Raw genomic sequence first — 16,775 nt, forward strand, 5'->3', positions numbered from 1 at the left:
CCTATCGCTCCCAGTCGTTGGTGTTGGTGACGGTCCCGGCGCTCAGATGGCCCACGAAGAGGCCCTTCGGGTCGCGAGTCGCCCGGATCTCCTGAAGCCGCTCCCACTGCGCGTCACCCATGAACCTCAGCTGCCGCACGGTGAAGTCGCAGTCCCCGAGGTACTGGCCCGCGGTCACCGGCCGCATCGCCGCCATCGCCTCGCCGAGCCAGCCGCGCAGCTCGGCGTCGCGCCCGGGATCGTCGTGGACGACGTAGGTGGCGCAGTAGATCTCGGACTGCAACGAGAAGGCCATGTCCGGGAGTTCACGCAGCGGGGCCATCGAGAACCAGATGGTGAAGGTCTGCCGGGTCGGCTGCTCCGTGAACGCCTTCCGGATCGCCGGCACGACCTCGGCGGCTGACCCGGTCAGCCAGGCGTTGTCGACGAGATAGCGGTGGCCCTCGGGGTTGGCGAGGCGCTGGCCCTGAAGCTGCTCGGCGAGGGTGGTCGGCCGCGCCTCGATCCGCAGCAGCGCCCGGTCCGCGTACGGGTTGGCGTGCAACGGGGCCAGCGCCTCGGCGGCCTGCTCGGCGGTGTCGGTCATCGACACGCCCGTGACCAGCAGCACCGGCCCGTCCCCGGCGGGCGGGGTCTGAGTCAGGGCGACGATCTCGACCAGGTCGGAGACGGTGTGGTGCATGCCGTGCAGCCAGGTCATGACCTCGTCGAACAGGGCCAGTGGGTATGCGTGGACGGTGTGCGCCAGATGCTTCGGCAGCGGGCGGGTGCGCAGATGGAAGCGGGTGACGACCCCGAAGAAGCCCGGGCCCGCGCCGCGCGCCGCCCAGAACAGGTCGCCGTGGTGCGTCTCGTCCGCACGCACCAGCTCGCCCTCGGCGGTGACGACGTCGATCGCGACGATGTTCTCGGCGGCCCAGCCCCAGCCGCGCGCGTTCCAGCCCTGCCCGCCCTGGAGCAGAAAGCCGCCGATGCCGACGGAGGGACAGTGCCCGCCGTTGAAGAAGCGCCCGAACTCTCCCAGATACGGGTTGAGTTCGTCGCCTCCCTTGATGCCGGGGGTCGCCGTCACGATCCCGGTCCGCGGGTCGTACGCCATCTCGCGCAGACCCCCGAGGTCGATCAGCAGCGCGTCCTCGCGCACCGACCAGGCGGCCCAGCTGTGCCCGCCGGAGCGGACGGCGACCTGCCAGCCCCGCTCCAGGGCGAGTCGTACGCCGTCGACGACATCCTGCTCGGACTCGGCCATCAGCACGGCGGCGGGGGTGCGGTCCGACGGGCGGCGGGCGTTGAAGACCCGGCCGAGACACGCCTCCTCGAAGTCCTCGTCGCCGGGGAGGTGGAGGGTGTCTGGGAAACGGTCGTTGTGCACGCTCGTACTCACTTGATCGCGATCGGATTGACAGGGGCGCCCACCGCGCCGGTGACCGGCAGCGGCGCCGCGATCAGCAGGAACTCGTGGACACCGTCGGCAGCGCAGTCCTCGGCCAGCTCCTCCAGGTCCCACATCTCCCCCAGCGGGAGGCCCATGTTGGGGATCGCGATCTGGTGCAGCGGGGACATCGCCGGCTGGGCGAACTCGTAGGGGCGTACTTCGAGTCCCCAGGTGTCGGAGGCGATCGCGGCGATCTCCGTACGGTGCAGCCAGCCGAGCGTGGTGAAGGAGAGGCCCGGGGCGTCCCCGGCGGCGTACCCGCCCCACGCGCCGAGTCGCCGTACCCGCCCCAACTGCCCGGTCCTGACGAGGACCAGATCGCCGCGCCGTACGGACGAGGTGGCGCCCTGCGCCTCGATCGTGGCGCGCAGATGCTCCTCCAGGATCGCGAAACCGTCCGGGAGTTCGCCGTGTTCGTCGCCGACCGCGCGGCCCACGTCGAGCAGGACCCCGCGCCCGGTGAAGGCGTCCTTCATGTGCTCGATGCCGGTGACCGAGTCCCCGTCGCCGTTGACGATGGTGCACGGACGTCCGTTCCAGGCCTGCTTGTTGTCGTAGATGTGCCCGAGGCCGTCCCACTGGGTGGAGGCCTGGAGCGGCATCACGACATGGTCGTCGGCGCCCCCGAATCCGTGCGGGAAGCCCTGCGTCCCGGCGGCCGCGTCCGAACCGGTGTCCTTCATGTAGTGGACGGGGTTGATCCGGCCGCGGAAACCGCGCTGCGGACCGTTCTCGTTGAACTCCTGGGAGAGCGAGAACGACCGGCCCCGGCGGACCAGGCCGGCCGCGTGCGCCCGTATCGCGTCGTCGATGAAATTGAGCGTGCCCAGCACGTCGTCCTCACCCCAACGGCCCCAGTTCCGGTAGGCGGAGCGGGCCTTGGCCAGCTCTTCCTCGATCGGACCCAGACTCATCGCGTACGTCCTTTCTGCAGCAGGTCGAGAGCGTTGCCCCCGGCGACGGCGGCACGGTCGGCCGGGGACAGCCCCGCGGCGTCCAGCCGGGCCACCGGGTCCTCGACGCCCATGTCGAAGGGGTGATCGGTGCCGAGGACGACCCGGTCCGCGCCGACCTCCTCGACCAGATGGCGCAGTCCGCCCGGGGTGTAGACGAGCGCGTCGAACCACATGCGCCGCAGATACGCGCTCGGCGGCCGCGCGCAGCCACGCGCGTCCTCGCGCAGGTGCCAGGCGTGGTCGGAACGGCCGATGTACGTCGGCAGATAGCCCCCGCCGTGCGCGGCGACGAGCTTGAGGCGCGGGAAGCGGTCCAGGACACCGGTGAAGATGAGGTGCGAGAGCGCGACCGTCGTCTCGACGGGCTGCCCGACCGTGTTGCCGAGGTAGTGCGTGGCCAGCCGTTCCCCTAGCGAGCAGCCCCAGGGGTGCACGAAGACGACCGCGCCGAGCTCCTCGGCCCGCTGCCACACCGGGTCGTGCGCGGGGTCCGCGAGTTCCCGTCCGTCCACGGTCGTGGACACGCTGATCCCGTACAGGCCGTACTCCGTGACCGCCTTGTCGAGGAGCGCGACCGCGAGGTCGGGATGCTGGAGCGGGACCGTGCCGAGGCCGTACAGCCGCTCCGGCGCCACCGCGCAGTGCGCGGCCACGGCCTCGTTGACCGTGCGCGCCAGGCGTACGGCGAGATCCGCGTCGGCCCAGTAGTGGTGCATCGGCATCGGGCCGACCACCTGGAGGTCGACCCCCATCGTGTCCAGGTCGGCGAGTCTGGTCGTGACGTCCGTCAACTTCGGTGCGAGGCGCTGAAGTTGGGCGCGGTTGACCGCCCGTGACGTGGGGGAGTGCGCCCGCGCTTCGGCGGCCAGCTCGGCGGCCAGGCCGGGCGTGCCCGCGCACAGCGCGTCGGCGGCGGGGACGGCGAGGTGACCGTGGAAGTCCACGACGGGAACGTTCATGCGGCGGCCGTCAGATAGTCCAGGGTCTCCGACATGATCCGGCCGGGGTCCGCGCCGGGCGTCTCCGGGTGGATCTCCCAGTCGGCGAGCCGCAGCGAGTTCTCCAGCACCACCCGCACCCGGGGCAGCCGGCGCGCCATGAACGTGTCGAGCGCCTTCTCCAGCGGCGCCCCGCCGGTGACGAGTTCCGCGAGCACGACCGCGTCCTCGGCGCACATCGCGGCGCCCTGCGCGATCAGCGGCGGGCAGGCGTGCGCGGCGTCCCCGATGATCACCGTACGGCCCCGGTACCAGGGCTCGTCGACGAGGATCGCCTCGATCCACCGGTAGTCGACCGGGGTGTCCCGCGGCAGCGAGGCGAGGATCCTGCCCCAGGTGCCGCCGTACCCGGCGCCGCGTTCGCGCAGCAGCGACAGCGGGGCGCGCGGGCCGATCAGCGAGGCGTCGAGGTTCTCGTCGAGCAGGTAGGCGTAGCACTGGTCGGGCGAGATCGGGCTGTAGCCGGCCTTGTAGCGCGGGCCGCCGTAGTACACCTCCGCGCAGTCCATCTCGGGCGGCCGCCGCGCGACCACCCGGAAGATCGACATACCCACCGGGCGGGGCCTGGTGGTGATGCCGATCAGCCGCCGCATCCGCGAGTTGATGCCGTCGGCGCCGACCACGAGGTCGTAGCGGCCGCTGCTGCCGTCGGTGAACGTGACGTCCACATGGTCCGGGGACTGGTCGAGCTTCGCCACGCTCAGCGCGAGCCGGACGCGCACGCCCTGCGCGTGGACCGCGTCGCACAGCGCGTCCTGAAGGTCCGAGCGCAGCGCGCCCGCCGTCGACGGCAGCTCGGCACCGCCGGTGTGCGGGGTGCGCAGCTCGGCGAGCAGTCCGCCGTCGGCCCGGCGCAGCCGCATCACGTCGAAGGGGACGGCCCGGGCGAGCACCCGGTCGAGCACGCCCACCGAGCGCAGCGCCTTGAGCGCGTTGCCCTGGACGGTGATGCCGTGGCCCACACCGAACCACTGGGGCGAGATCTCGGCGAGCTCGACCTCGGCGCCCCGCTGGGCGAGCGCGAGCGACAGCACGCTACCGGTGATGCCGCCGCCGACGACGAGCACCTTGTGTACGGGCATGGGCGATCCTTGCGAACGTAGAAGAAGAACAGGGGTGCGGTGGGGTCGGTCAGGCGGTGAAGCGGTCGCCGAGCGTGCGGTAGTGCTCGACGACGGGCGGCGCGGCGAAGAACGGCCCGACCAGGGCGCGCCACCGCTCGAAGCGCTCGGAGCTGCGGAAGCCGACCGTGTGCGCCTCCACGGACGTCCAGCTGACCAGCAGCAGATAGCGGTCCGGGCGCTCCTCGCAGCGCAGCAGCTCGGTCCAGCGGAACCCGTCCGCCTCGGCGAGCACCTCGCGGGCCTTGTCGAAGACGGCCTCGAAAACCCGCTCACGACCGGCTTCCACGGTCAGTTCGGCATGCTCGACGATCACACTCGCTCCTCAGGTCCGATGGTGCTCCGAGCCTGCGCGGAGGGTCGTTGCAGGGTCAACGGATCGAGGCATCGGCATGGGGGACGTCATCCATCCCGTACGACGATGGGCTGCTGATCACACGGCCTCCGGCCCCCTGATGGCAGGCATCGCGGATCGCCATTTCCGCCCTGCCCCCGCGCTGCCTAGCGTCGACGGCAAGCCACCCGCCGTACGAGGAGACCGCCCGTGCCCGACCGACTCCCCTCCCACACCGGACCCTTCGCCCTCGGCACCTTCGGGGACGGTTCCCGGGTCTTCCCGGGCCTGGTCGTCGGGCCCCGGGTACGTGACCTGTCCGACCTGGCCCCGTCCGTGCGCGCGGTCGTCGAGGACTGGGAGGCCCTCTTCCCGCGCCTGGTCGACCTTGCCCAGGAGACCGCCGACGCCTGGCACGCCCTCGCCGACCTGCGCGTCCTCGCCCCCATCGAGCCCTGCCAGGTCCTGCAGAGCGGCGCCAACTACCGCAAGCACGTGGTGGATCTGGTCGCCGCCGAGAAGGAGAGCGTGCACGGCGCGACGCCCGAGGAGGCCCGCGCGGACGCCGAGCGGATGATGGACGAGCGGATCCGCGGCGGCGTCCCGTACGTCTTCCTCGGCTCGCCCCGCGCGATCTGCGGCCCGTACGACGACATCGTGCTGCCCGCGCTCGGTGAGCAGCACGACTGGGAACTCGAACTCGCGCTCGTCATCGGCAGGACGGGCAAGCACATCCCCGTCGGGGACGCGATGTCGTACGTCGCCGCCTACACCATCTGCAACGACCTCACCACCCGCGACCGGCTCTACCGGCCCGACCTCAAGGCGATCGGCACCGACTGGTTCACCGCCAAGAACTGCGACACCTTCCTGCCGACAGGACCCTTCCTCGTACCGGCCGCCTTCGTCGGCAACCCCACCGAGGACGCGGACGTCCGGATCACCCTGCGCCACAACGGAGTCGTGCGCCAGGACGAGTCCACCAAGGACATGATCTTCGACATTCCCCGGCTCATCGCCTACGTCTCCACGACCACCACCCTGCGCCCCGGCGACCTGCTGCTCACCGGTTCCCCGGCGGGCAACGGCGCGCACTGGGGTGTCTTCCTCAAGCCCGGAGACGTCATGGAGGCGGAGATCACGGGCCTCGGCCACCAGCGCAACACCGTCAGGAGCGGACAGTGACCAGCACCTTCCAGCCCATCACCCATCTCCGCCATGTCGACCTGGCCGTACCGGACTTCGCCAGGCAGCGCGCCTTCTACGGCACCACCTGGGGCCTGACCGAGGTCGCCGGCGACAGCGGGATCGCCTTCTTCGCCGCCGAGGGCAGCCCCGAGCAGTACGTCGTCCGCATCCGCGAGGACGAGCGGAAGCGGATGGACCTGGTCGCCTTCGGCGCCGTCTCGCCGGCCGCCGTGGACGAACTGCATCTGCGACTCGGGCGGTCCGGGGTCCGACTCATCGGCGAACCAGGGGCTCTGGACACTCCGGGCGGCGGCTACGGTTTCCGCTTCTTCGACCCGGACGGCCGGGTCGTGGAGGTGTCGGCCGGTGTCGAGACGCGCGCGCACCGCAGGATCGAGGAGCGCGAGGCGATCCCGGTGCGCCTCTCGCACTGCGTGGTCAACTCGCAGGACCCGGAGGGGCTGCGGGACTTCTACGTCCGGCACCTCGGCTTCCGGCTCACCGACACCCTGTACTCGGCGCACATGGGCGACCTCATGTACTTCCTGCGGTGCAGCCCGCTCCACCACTCCTTCGCCATCGCGCGCGGACCTCATGTCTCCCTGCACCACGCCTCGTTCGAGATGCGCGGAGTGGAGGAGTACATGCGCGGTACGGGGCGGGCGCTGCGCGCCGGGACGCGGCTCACCTGGGGTCCGGGCCGCCATCTCGCGGGCGACAACACCTTCTCCTACTTCCACGACCCGCACGGCAACACGGTCGAGTACACGACCGAACTCGCGGTCCTGGAGGAGGACCTGTGGCACCCGGGCCGCCACGACGTGGACGACCCGATCACCCAGGACCAGTGGGGCACGGCCGACCCGATGAGCGAGTCGGTCGCCAAGGAGCAGTTCAACGATCCTGACGTGCTGTTCGTCGCACCCCCCGTGTAGCCGTCGACAGCCGTCAACCACCCGCAGAAAGGCCGCAGTTGTGGCAACGATCCTGAAGCACGCCGTACCCGGGGCGGAGGTCACCGCCTCGCTCGACCAGGTGCGCGAAACCGTGGCGGGCGTCATCGCGGACATTCGCGAGCGCGGCGACGCGGCCGTGCACGCGTACTCCGAGAAGTTCGACCGGTGGAGCCCCGAGGCATTCCGGCTCTCCGCCGAGGAGATCGAGAAGATCGTCGCCTCGGTCCCGCGGCAGGTCATCGACGACATCCGCTTCGTCCAGGACCAGGTGCGCTCCTTCGCCCGCCACCAGCTCGACTCGATGGGCGAGTTCGAGGTGGAGACCCTGCCGGGCGTCAGGCTCGGGCAGAAGCACATCCCGGTGCGGGCGGCAGGCGCGTACATCCCCGGTGGCCGCTACCCGCTCACCGCGTCCGCGCACATGACCATCGTCACGGCGAAGGTCGCGGGCGTGCCGCGGGTCGTCGCCTGTACGCCCCCGATCCACGGCGAGATCCCCGCGGCCACCGTCGCCGCCGCGCATCTCGCGGGCGCGGACGAGATCTGGCTGCTGGGCGGGGTGCAGGCCGTCGCCGCGATGGCGGTCGGCACGGACACGATGGAGCCGGTGAACCTGATCGCCGGGCCGGGCAACGCCTATGTCGCCGAGGCCAAGCGGCAGCTGTTCGGCGAGATAGGCATCGACCTCTTCGCGGGCCCGACGGAGATCCTGGTCCTCGCCGACAGCGCAGCCGACCCCTTCGTGTGCGCCGTCGACCTGCTCTCCCAGGCCGAGCACGGCCCCGACTCCCCGGCCGTCCTGATCACCACCTCCCGCGAGATCGCCGAGAAGACCCTCGCCGAGGTCGAGCGGCTCCTGCCCGGCATGCCCACGCGCGACTTCGCCGGGCCCGCCCGGCGCGACCACGGGCAGGTGCACGTCGTGGACTCCCTCGACGAGCTGTACGCGCTCGCCGACGCGTTCGCCTTCGAGCACGTCGAGGTCCTGACCGCCGAGCCGCGCGAGGCCCTGCGCAGGATGACGCAGTACGGCGCGCTCTTCCTGGGCGAGGGCACCTGTGTGTCGTTCGGCGACAAGGTCATCGGCACGAACCATGTGCTGCCGACCCGGGGCGCCGCCCGCTACACCGGCGGCCTGTGGGTGGGGAAGTACCTCAAGACGGTCACCTACCAGGAGGTCACGGACTCCGGCTCGGGGGCGCTGCTCGGCAGGCTGTGCGGGCGCGCCTCCCGCGTCGAACTGTTCGAGGGGCATGCCCGCTCCGGTGACGTACGGGCGGCGAAGGCCGCGGGCGACGAACTGCCGTGGAACAAGGCATGACCCTCCATGGGCGTACGGCGCTGATCACGGGCGGCGGCGGACCACTGGGGCGGGCCTTCGCGCTCGCCCTGGCGGGAGCCGGAGCCCGGGTGATCCTCGTCGGCCGCGGCGAGCGCGCTCTCGCCGACGCCGCGGCGCGGGTGGCCGAGGAGGACGGAGGGGCCCGTACGGCGGTGTGTGACGTCTCCGATTCGGAGTCGGTGCGCGCCCTGGCCCTCGAACTCGCCGACGAGGAGGTGTCGTTGCTCGTCAACAACGCCGGAGTCGCGGGACCGGTACGCCCGCTCACCGACATCGAGCCCGAGGAGTGGGACGAGGTGTTCGCCGCCAACGTCCGCGGGGTGTACCTGATGTGCCGGGCCTTCCTGCCGCCCATGATCGCGGCCGGAGGCGGTGACATCGTCAACATCGCCTCCGTGAGCGGGAAGCGGCCGCTGCTGAACCGCACCCCGTACACCGCCTCCAAGATGGCGCTCCTCGGTCTGACCCGGACGCTGGCGGGCGAGGTCGGGCCGCACGGCGTCGCGGTCAACTCCCTTTCCCCCGGGCCGGTTCGGGGGCCGCGCATGGACCGCAACTTCCGGCTGACGGCCGAGCTGACCGGGACGAGCGTCCAGGCCGCCGAGCGGGACTTCGCCTCGCGCGCCGCGCTGGGCCGGCTCGTGGAGGAGGACGAGGTCGCCCGGGCGCTGGTGGCGATGCTGGCGATGCCGGGGCTGTGCGGGGCGGACATCGACCTGTCGGCGGGGATGGTCGCACCGGCGTAGTCCGGGCGCGGGTGAGCACGGTGCGGCGGACGGCTCCAGGTCGTCCGCCGCACCGGCGTGCGTTCCCCGCCGACCCGTCTGTGAACACGCTGTGTGACGGCCATGAAGCGGGCCGAATGATCCGAGACATCGCCCTCCGGTATGTGTCCACAAGGTGGCTACTCCCTTGTGCACAGGGCTGATTGACTTTCCCACGCGCACCTTTGGTGCCTCCGCCCGAGCCGTCGCCCCCATGAATCCGACGGCCGGCCGGTCACGCTGCGCGACGGCGCACTCGATCTCTGGGAAGGCATGCAATGACGCTGATCACCCGACGTTCGTTCCTGATCGCCGGTACGGCCACGGCCGGGGCCCTGCTCGTTCCGGCGGCGCCCGCCCTGGCCGCGGGGCCCGCGCCGAAGGCGACGAGGGCGGGCAAGATCTCCGTGGGAGCCGGCGAGACGTACCAGCTCTCCGCGACCACGGCCGTGAGCGAGCTGTCCATAGCCGAGGGCGGAAAGGTCACCGCGCCCGACGGGTACAGCGTCACCCTCACCGTCGACGGGGTCGAGACCGGGCAGCTCCTCACCGAGACGGGCGGAACCGAGACGCTGATCTCCGCCGGCACCTACCAGGGTGACATCGTGCTCACCGTGGCGGAGGCCAACGCGGTCACCTATCAGACCGTCACCTTCCCCTTCCGACAGGCCCTTTATGTGGGAGCCGACGGCGTGGACCGCGCCAAGTCCGTCCTGTCCGGCATCGTCGGCGGCGCGCTCACCGACACCCTCGCCCGCAACGTCGCCATCACCTCCACCGGCGAGTGCTTCGACGGTGTCTTCGTGAAGAACGGCACCTACACGCTCAAGAGCCCCTCCATCTCCCTGACGGGCAACGGGCGTTGCGACTTCGCGGGATACGGCGCCGCGGTCGTCGGCACCGGTTCGGCCACGACACTCGTCGTGGACGGCGCCAGGATCACCAACCAGGGCGTGGTGCGCACGACGGTCGTCGCGGACGACGGTGCCAACGTCATCGTGAAGAACTCCCGCCTGCGGGCCCGCAACGGCACGCTCCCCGCCGACTACCGGGCGACCGTGGAGACCCCGTACATGGAGTCCGTGCCGTGGATGCTGGGCCTCGACGGCAATGTCCGCGCCACCAACCTCATCGGCGCCGGCACAAAGGCGACGTACATCAACTCGACCGTGCAGTCGGAGACCTGGGGAGCCCTGTCGGTGGAGGGCGGCAGCGGGCTCCAGCTGACGGCGATCAACAGCAGCGTCGGCAACACGGGAACGTACGGCTACGGCACCTACGCCATCGGGGACGCCACCGTCCGCGTGCTCGGCTCGCAGTTCGACGTCGGCAGCTACGCCACCATCTGCGCGGGCCCTGCCGCCTCGATCCACTACGGCGACAGCACCCGCGAAGCCGTCGCGGAGCTCAACTCCTCGCTCGGCCTCGGCCTGACCAAGGCCGAACTGGCGGCCGTCCCGGCCCGGATCACGGTGGTCAACTCGGGCCATTTCGGCTTCATGTTCTTCGGCACCGGCACCCTGAGGCTGGACGGCGGCACGGTCATCACCTCCGCGCAGACCACCTTCCTCAACAAGGGTCAGCAGACCACGATCACGGTGGACGGTTCGGACGGTGCGCAGCTCAACCCCGGCAACGGGATCATCCTGCAGATGATCGAGAGCGACGACCCGGGCCCGGTGAACGTCGACGGCAAGATGATGAACGTCGGCGTCTACACCGAACCCACGGGCGACCCCGCCAAGGACGTCTCCTTCGACCCGACCTCGGTCCACACGGCCGACGGGGCTGCCACCTTCACCTCCATCGCGCTGGCGGGCGACTTCTACAACGGCATGCGCGCGGGCAAGAACATGGTCCTCACCTTCGAGGACTCGACCGTGCAGGGCGTCATCTCGGCCACGGAGGCCAAGCACCGCGTCGACACGATCGACTCCTCGAACTTCTACGAGCTGGGCCAGGTCACCAACACCGTCAAGCCCGCCGTCAACAACGGCGTGATCGTCCAGCTGAACAGCGGTTCGACCTGGACCGTGACCGGCACCTCGTACCTGACCCGGCTGACGCTCGCCGCCGACGCGGTGGTGCGGGCGGCCGGCGGCAAGTCCGTGACCATGACGGTCGACGGCACGCAGACGGCCATCGAGGCAGGAGGCGCCTACTCCGGCGCGATCGTCCTCACGGTCGGCTGAGCCGCCGGGGGTGTCCGACGCCGGGGCCCCGCGGGCGACGACCGACGCATATCCTCTCCCGCATGGTTGATCACCGTACGGTCGATGTGGGAGGGGTCCGGCTCGTCTGCCGGGTGTGGGGGCAGGAGTCCGCTCCGCCGCTCGTCCTGTTGCACGCGCTCGGCGAGAACAGCGCCGACTGGGCCGAGGTCATGCCCGCTCTCGCCCGCGGACGACGGGTGTACGCCCTCGATCTGCGCGGCCACGGGCGGAGCGACTGGCCGGGGGAGTACTCGCTCGAACTCATGCGTGCCGACGTGCTCCGGTTCCTCGACGTCCTGGGACTCGGCACGGTGGACCTGATCGGACACTCGATGGGCGGGGTCGTGGCCTACCTGCTCGCGCAGGAGCGACCGGAGCGGGTGAGCCGGCTCGTCCTGGAGGACGTGCCGGTTCCGCGGCCCCGCGAGAAGACCACCCCGACCAGGCCGGACGGCGAGCTCACCTTCGACTGGGACATGGTGGTGGCCGTCAGACGGCAGATCGACACGCCCGACCCGGCCTGGCTCGAGGGACTGAGCAGGATCACCGCCGACACACTGGTGCTGGCCGGCGGACCCGCCAGCCATGTGCCCCAGGACGGCATCGCCGAACTCGCCCGCCGCGTCCCCGGCGGGCGAGTCGTCACGATCCCCGTCGGACACCTCATCCACAGCGCGGCACCTCAGACGTTCACGGAGGCGGTGTGCGCGTTCCTGGACGAGGGCAGGGACGGCAACTAGCTCCGTACTTCGCGGGTGTTCGGTATCGAGCCGGAGCTGCTCGACGACGACCGGCCGGGCCGTGCTCCGCATCGAACACGGCCATCTCAAGGACCGCCGCTACGACCTCAAGCAGATGCAGACCGGCCTGGCGGTGACCGGCGACGGCGGCATCCCGCTGCTGTCCCGCGTCATCGACGGCGGAGCCGCGGAGGTCTCCCAGATCTCCGACACGATGAACGCCCTGCGCGCGACAGCCGGGCCGAAGGCGTTCCTGCTGGTCGCGGACTCCAAGCTGGTTTCGTACCGCAACGTCACCGCCCTGATCAGCGGGCACGGGACAGACGCCTGGCCAAGGCCCAGGACGAATTCGACTTCAAGGGCACCCTGGACGACACAATCCCGCCGGCCAGATCCCTGAAACGAGCTGCCCTCGAAGTGAGGAACTAGAGCCATCCGCCGGCGATGAACTGGACCGGGTCTTCCTCGGGGTTCTCGCGGATGCCGTACACGGCCTGGGCTGTCGCCCACAGGACCGTGCGTCCCAGTCGGTCGGGGTACCGGTCGACCATCGCGTTGAAATAGTCGACGGCGGTCTTCTGGGTGCCGAACAGCTCTTCGGCGACGTCGAGGTATTCGCGTGTCTCGGCGATGGTGCGTGCGGCTGCGTCGTCGAGGTCGGAGTTCTGGTGGCCGGCCACGATGGAGCGGGCGTCCAGTGACGCGACCCGGTCGATTGCTTGTCGCCAGGCGTCGAGGCCCGCGAGCGAGGTCTCGCTGAGGTAGAGGTGGGCGCCGTTGTAGATGACGTCGCCGGCGACGACCAGTGCGAGGTCGGGGACGTGCAGGACGCTGGAGGCATCGGTGTCGGTGTACCCGGCCTCGACGATGACGAGGTCCTTGCCTTCGAGGGCGAACCGGTTGTCCGGCACCGCCACCGCGGTCACCGGGGAGGCCGGAATGCCGGGGTAGACCTTGTCCCAGACGAACGGCCGCGCGGCGACGTTGGCGTGCATCTGGCCGATCGTTCCCTCGGTCGCCACGACACGTGCGCCGAACCGCTCCGCCAGCACGTTGGTGTTGAACCAGTGGTCGCCGTGGCCGTGGGTGATGAAGATGTCCGTCAGGTTCCGGTTCTTGCCGGCGACCCAGTCGCCCAGCGCGCGTGCCTGGTCGGTCGTGAACCCGGGGTCGACGAGCACGGCGTCCTCGGCGCCGTAGATCAGGGTGCTGGCCAGCGGTGAGAACTGCTTCGCCTCTCCGTTCGGAAGCGTGCCGTTGTCCTGCTGCGGCGGGTCGTTGATGAACACGTCGTAGGCGAGTTCGGTCGAGCTCATGATCGTGGGCCTCTCGGTTCTTGACGTTCCTGCGTTCGGAACGCGCTGTGTTCACTGCTCCTCAGGCATCCCGGAAAAGCGATCGCCTTACCGGGAGCTGAAGCTGCACCGCTTCACGATGGACGTAAAAGCGATCGTTGTACTTGTGGACTTCTGCTCCGAATTCTTGTGCGTGCTGATAGAGGAAGCCATGAGCGGAGTCCGGGTACAGCTTCACGAACGCGTCGGGGATCAGGCTGGCCGTAAGATGCGAGTACCAGGGCAGGATCATCCGGTCGTCGTCACCGTTTGCGATGAAGACGGGCTGTTGGATCGCGGCGAGCCGCTGGAGCATCCCGAAGTTCGGTGTCCCCCACTTCACGACAGCGTCGTACTGGGCGTTGCGGGTCTGCCAGGTGGTTTCCTCGTTGCGGCCCGCGGTCCGGGTGAAGATCCTTCCCAGGAACTGCTCGCCGGCGGCCCTGCCTGCGGGCGAGTTGGTGAAGAAGGCGTGGAGCATGCCTGTGGCGTCGGTCGTCGGTTCGCCGATCGCGCCGATGATGTCCGGCGCCCAGCCGTGCATGCCTGGTGCGCCCTGGGGGGGGCGGTCGAAGCCAGGATCAACTTGGTCACCAGTGACGGCCTCGTGAGTGCGATCTCCTGCGCGATGAAACTGCCGATGGAGAAACCGAGCACATCGATGCTGTCGAGCCCGAGTGCCTCGACGAAGACGATCGCGTCGTCGGCCATCTGTGCGAAGGTGTGGGGAGTGGTCCCGGCGGTTGCGCCCACGCCCACGTTGTCGAAAGCCATGACGTCGCGTGAAGCGGCCAGCGCGTCGATCAGCTCGGGATCCCAGTTCTCCAGGTTTCCCCGGAAGTGCTGCAGCAGCACCAGCGGGCGTCGGCCCCTCGGTCCCAGACGCCGGTATGCGTAGCTGACTCCGTTCGTTCCTTCGACCGTCGAGGTTTGGGCCTCCAGGTACTTCACGCTGTCCTCCGTTGTCGGTCCGGTCCGCGTGCGCCGCAAGGATGGATCAGCGGCGGGGTGCGCGTCCCTCACCCGTACAGGTGAGGAGCCAGGTCTGGCGGACGGATCCGAGAGTGCGCTGTTCACTGCCCTCGCCCGGTATACCCCTCACGTATTCAGGTGAGAGACCGGAATCGACGCCCGAGATAACTTCGGTTTGCCCAGGGCCGATTGGCTCGGTACGACACCTTCTGCGACAAGGGACAAGGTCAGATGACCAAGAGTGACGAATCGTTCATGACCATCGAAGAGGCGCGCAGGATCTCTGCCCCGCTTTACGAGGCGCTGAATATACCGCGTGAGAAGGATGTTGCCGAACTTCTGGCCCAGGCATGCAACGACGACTATCACTCGTACCACACGAATCAGGACTTCCTGACGCGCGACCAGTTGGCCGCCGTGTTCAAGGACATGGGAGAGAGCGTGCCCGACCTTGCGTGGGAGGTGGTCGACATTCATGTGGTCGGCGACATGATGATCGTGCGTGGAGAAGCGACAGGGACGCCGATCAAAGAATTTTGGGGTGCTGCTCCGACCGGCAAGTCCTTCAGGACGATGGCGATCGATGTGTTCACCGTTCGTGATGGAAGGTTGGCGAAGGGCTACCACGTCGAGAATTGGGCGACGGCGATCCAACAACTCAAGTCCTGATACGAGGCTGTGATCACCGCAGGGGGTGCTGTCACATGGCCCGGTGGTCGACTGACGGTGTGTCGGGGTGTGGTGGGTTCGGGCTTCGAGTCCTGGGTCAGGCCATGGTGGGGCGGCCGGCCATTGAAGAGTGCATCGTGCCCGCCGGGCGTCGCGCGGCCCCCACCGGACGCCCCTCGCACGACCGCGGAATCGCCGCTCGGCGGACGCGTTGCCCGCTCCCGGGACCGGCCTGAGACACTACGTCGCCATGACCGACGGCCTGATATGAGCGAAGGGCGTGGTTCTCGGCGGTCGTTCACGACCAGATCGGGCACGGCCTGGTCTCATACGCGACGTTTCCACTCCAGCGTTGAGAGTTTCGGGGTATCCATTTCGTTCTGGACGACCAGCCCGAACGGAGCCGGCAACAAGCATCTCGGCGGCGCCCCCCGGCGGCCGGCTTCCGCGCGGTGGCCGTGCCGATGCGGCGCGTTCCTTTGCGGCGCACGAGGGACCAGGGCCACATGAATGCCTGATTCAACGGGCGCCTTTGCCACGGGATTCGGAAGCTCCAGGGCCGGGTGGCCGAGTTCAGCAGGTCACCGTCACAGCCTTACGGCAGCCGGGCGATGATGAGGTTCGGGTCCTTGCGCAGGGACCAGGCGGCGGACGAGATGTAGACGGTGTTACCGCGTACGGCGATCGACGTCGGGTTTTCGAGCCCGCCCCTGCCGGTGAGCGCGATGGTGTTGCGACCGTTCGGCTCGACGAACGCGACCTTGTTCTGGCTGTCGAGGGTGGCGATGATCCGGTCGCTGCCGGGGATGAAAGCGAAGTCGTCGATCCCGGGGAGCCCGGTCGCCTTGGTCTCGAACGTGCCGGCGGCCCCATGACGACGGATCGGGATCCGGGTGATCGTTCCAAGCGACGTGTTGGTGACCCACACCGCGTCCTTGTGAACCTTGAGTCCGTTTGCGCCGAGGGAGCCCTGCGGCGCCAGTTCCGGCCCGCTGGCCCAGGCGGTCGCCACACCTCCGCTGAGCGGCATCCGCCAGACCGTGCTCAGGGCGGAGTCGGCGCTGTAGAGCTCACCACGGACGGGATCGAGACCGAGGCCGTTGGGCAGGCTGTTTGCCGGCAGCGCAGTGATCCGCTCGGGTGTGCCGCCCGGCCGCAGCCTCCACAGCCCGGTCTGGTCACTCGTCCCTGTCGCGTAGAGGAAGTAGAGAGTGCCGTCGTCGTCCCGGACGAGGCCGGTGATCAGCGGGAAGCCGAGCAGCGGTGTGTGGACGCCGCCGTCGGCGGGGAGCGGCAACTGCGCCAGCACCTGCTGCCGGCCGCCCGGGTAGAGCCGCACCACCTGGCGGGCGACGGACATGTTGAGGTCGACGGCGCCCCGGGGCTCGAGGGCGATGTTCTCCGGCTGTTGGCCGGTGGCGAGGTCGAAGTGGCTTGCGATGCGGACCTTGGTGAAGCCGCTCGTCGGTGTGGCGGCCAACGCCGGTATGGTCTGTGCCAGGACGGTGGCACTCAGAGCCAGACCCGCGAACGTGAGAGCGTGTGTGGAACGCATGGTGATCCTTCGTTGCTCTGTCGGATTCCGAGTGGTGCGGATCGCGGTGTGGGCGCCCTTGTCGGAGCTGTCGGCGAGCGGCCGGTGCGCGCCGCAGGTCCGCTGAAGGTGCGCGGGCCTCGACCGTCTGGTCGCACCTACGGACGGGCCGTGCCCGCAGCGCCGGACCGGCCGGCGCCGTACCCGTCATGGAGTCGT

16 protein-coding genes and 1 pseudogene are annotated in these 16,775 nt (G+C 69.7%); 8 read left to right on the plus strand and 9 right to left on the minus strand.

All coding sequences use genetic code 11. From position 1 onward, the window contains the following. Position 1: 1 nt before the first annotated feature. From ACZ7M3_RS02585 to ACZ7M3_RS02605, 5 genes are read right to left on the minus strand one after another with little or no spacing between them, the layout of a single operon-like run. Positions 2–1,384, minus strand: coding sequence for an FAD-binding oxidoreductase (locus ACZ7M3_RS02585; protein ID WP_472060069.1), 1,383 nt, complete (start codon positions 1,382–1,384; stop codon positions 2–4). Beyond that, entirely contained in the window at positions 1,381–2,349 is a 969-nt protein-coding gene (locus ACZ7M3_RS02590; RefSeq protein ID WP_472060071.1) for a cyclase family protein, read from the minus strand. Before ACZ7M3_RS02590 ends, ACZ7M3_RS02585 begins: the two co-directional genes overlap by 4 nt. Continuing rightward, the gene (locus ACZ7M3_RS02595; protein WP_472060073.1) at positions 2,346–3,350 is read right to left on the minus strand and encodes an amidohydrolase family protein; all 1,005 of its coding nucleotides are present in this window, start codon (positions 3,348–3,350) and stop codon (positions 2,346–2,348) included. The genes ACZ7M3_RS02590 and ACZ7M3_RS02595 overlap by 4 nt, the downstream gene beginning before the upstream one ends. Next, positions 3,347–4,471, minus strand: coding sequence for an FAD-dependent monooxygenase (locus ACZ7M3_RS02600; protein WP_472060075.1), 1,125 nt, complete (start codon positions 4,469–4,471; stop codon positions 3,347–3,349). The genes ACZ7M3_RS02595 and ACZ7M3_RS02600 overlap by 4 nt, the downstream gene beginning before the upstream one ends. 49 nt (positions 4,472–4,520) lie before the next feature. Next, on the minus strand, positions 4,521–4,826 hold the full coding sequence (locus tag ACZ7M3_RS02605) for an antibiotic biosynthesis monooxygenase family protein (protein ID WP_472060077.1): 306 nt from the start codon (positions 4,824–4,826) through the stop codon (positions 4,521–4,523). Between the two features lie 228 nt (positions 4,827–5,054). Between ACZ7M3_RS02605 and ACZ7M3_RS02610 the strand changes: the two genes are divergently transcribed. The 7 genes from ACZ7M3_RS02610 to ACZ7M3_RS02640 all read left to right on the plus strand — a co-directional run bounded on the left by ACZ7M3_RS02610 (position 5,055) and on the right by ACZ7M3_RS02640 (position 12,447). After that, positions 5,055–6,029, plus strand: coding sequence for a fumarylacetoacetate hydrolase family protein (locus ACZ7M3_RS02610; protein ID WP_472060079.1), 975 nt, complete (start codon positions 5,055–5,057; stop codon positions 6,027–6,029). After that, positions 6,026–6,967: a VOC family protein gene (locus ACZ7M3_RS02615; RefSeq protein ID WP_472060081.1), complete on the plus strand. Its 942-nt coding sequence runs from the start codon at positions 6,026–6,028 to the stop codon at positions 6,965–6,967. The genes ACZ7M3_RS02610 and ACZ7M3_RS02615 overlap by 4 nt, the downstream gene beginning before the upstream one ends. A 40-nt stretch (positions 6,968–7,007) precedes the next feature. After that, the gene (gene hisD, locus ACZ7M3_RS02620) at positions 7,008–8,309 is read left to right on the plus strand and encodes a histidinol dehydrogenase (RefSeq protein WP_472060083.1); all 1,302 of its coding nucleotides are present in this window, start codon (positions 7,008–7,010) and stop codon (positions 8,307–8,309) included. Continuing rightward, positions 8,306–9,076, plus strand: a complete 771-nt coding sequence (locus tag ACZ7M3_RS02625; protein ID WP_472060085.1) for an SDR family NAD(P)-dependent oxidoreductase — start codon at positions 8,306–8,308, stop codon at positions 9,074–9,076. The genes hisD and ACZ7M3_RS02625 overlap by 4 nt, the downstream gene beginning before the upstream one ends. 296 nt (positions 9,077–9,372) lie before the next feature. Further along, complete coding sequence (locus tag ACZ7M3_RS02630) at positions 9,373–11,286, plus strand: hypothetical protein (RefSeq protein ID WP_472060087.1); 1,914 nt, start codon at positions 9,373–9,375, stop codon at positions 11,284–11,286. Between the two features lie 62 nt (positions 11,287–11,348). Then, positions 11,349–12,047 (plus strand): alpha/beta fold hydrolase, encoded by a 699-nt coding sequence (locus ACZ7M3_RS02635; protein ID WP_472060089.1) that lies wholly within the window; start codon positions 11,349–11,351, stop codon positions 12,045–12,047. Positions 12,048–12,108: 61 nt separating this feature from the next. Next, a complete protein-coding gene (locus ACZ7M3_RS02640; protein WP_472060091.1) occupies positions 12,109–12,447 on the plus strand; it encodes a hypothetical protein in 339 nt (112 codons plus the stop codon). A 25-nt stretch (positions 12,448–12,472) separates the two neighbouring features. On the opposite strand, the gene ACZ7M3_RS02645 is transcribed toward ACZ7M3_RS02640, so the two are convergent. The 3 genes and pseudogenes from ACZ7M3_RS02645 to ACZ7M3_RS02655 form a co-directional block, all read right to left on the minus strand. Continuing rightward, on the minus strand, positions 12,473–13,363 hold the full coding sequence (locus ACZ7M3_RS02645) for an MBL fold metallo-hydrolase (protein WP_472060093.1): 891 nt from the start codon (positions 13,361–13,363) through the stop codon (positions 12,473–12,475). Between the two features lie 61 nt (positions 13,364–13,424). Next, positions 13,425–13,925, minus strand: coding sequence for an alpha/beta fold hydrolase (locus tag ACZ7M3_RS02650; protein ID WP_472061053.1), 501 nt, complete (start codon positions 13,923–13,925; stop codon positions 13,425–13,427). Positions 13,926–13,954: 29 nt separating this feature from the next. Beyond that, positions 13,955–14,458: pseudogene (locus ACZ7M3_RS02655) on the minus strand (alpha/beta fold hydrolase); the annotation flags it as partial. 126 nt (positions 14,459–14,584) lie between these two features. On the opposite strand from ACZ7M3_RS02655, the gene ACZ7M3_RS02660 reads away from it, so the two are divergent. Further along, entirely contained in the window at positions 14,585–15,022 is a 438-nt protein-coding gene (locus tag ACZ7M3_RS02660; protein WP_472060095.1) for an ester cyclase, read from the plus strand. A gap of 595 nt (positions 15,023–15,617) precedes the next feature. Here the strand turns inward: ACZ7M3_RS02660 and ACZ7M3_RS02665 are convergent. Then, a complete protein-coding gene (locus tag ACZ7M3_RS02665) occupies positions 15,618–16,577 on the minus strand; it encodes an SMP-30/gluconolactonase/LRE family protein (protein WP_472060097.1) in 960 nt (319 codons plus the stop codon). Positions 16,578–16,775 lie beyond the last annotated feature (198 nt).

Source organism: Streptomyces sp. NPDC111656, from assembly GCF_055656965.1.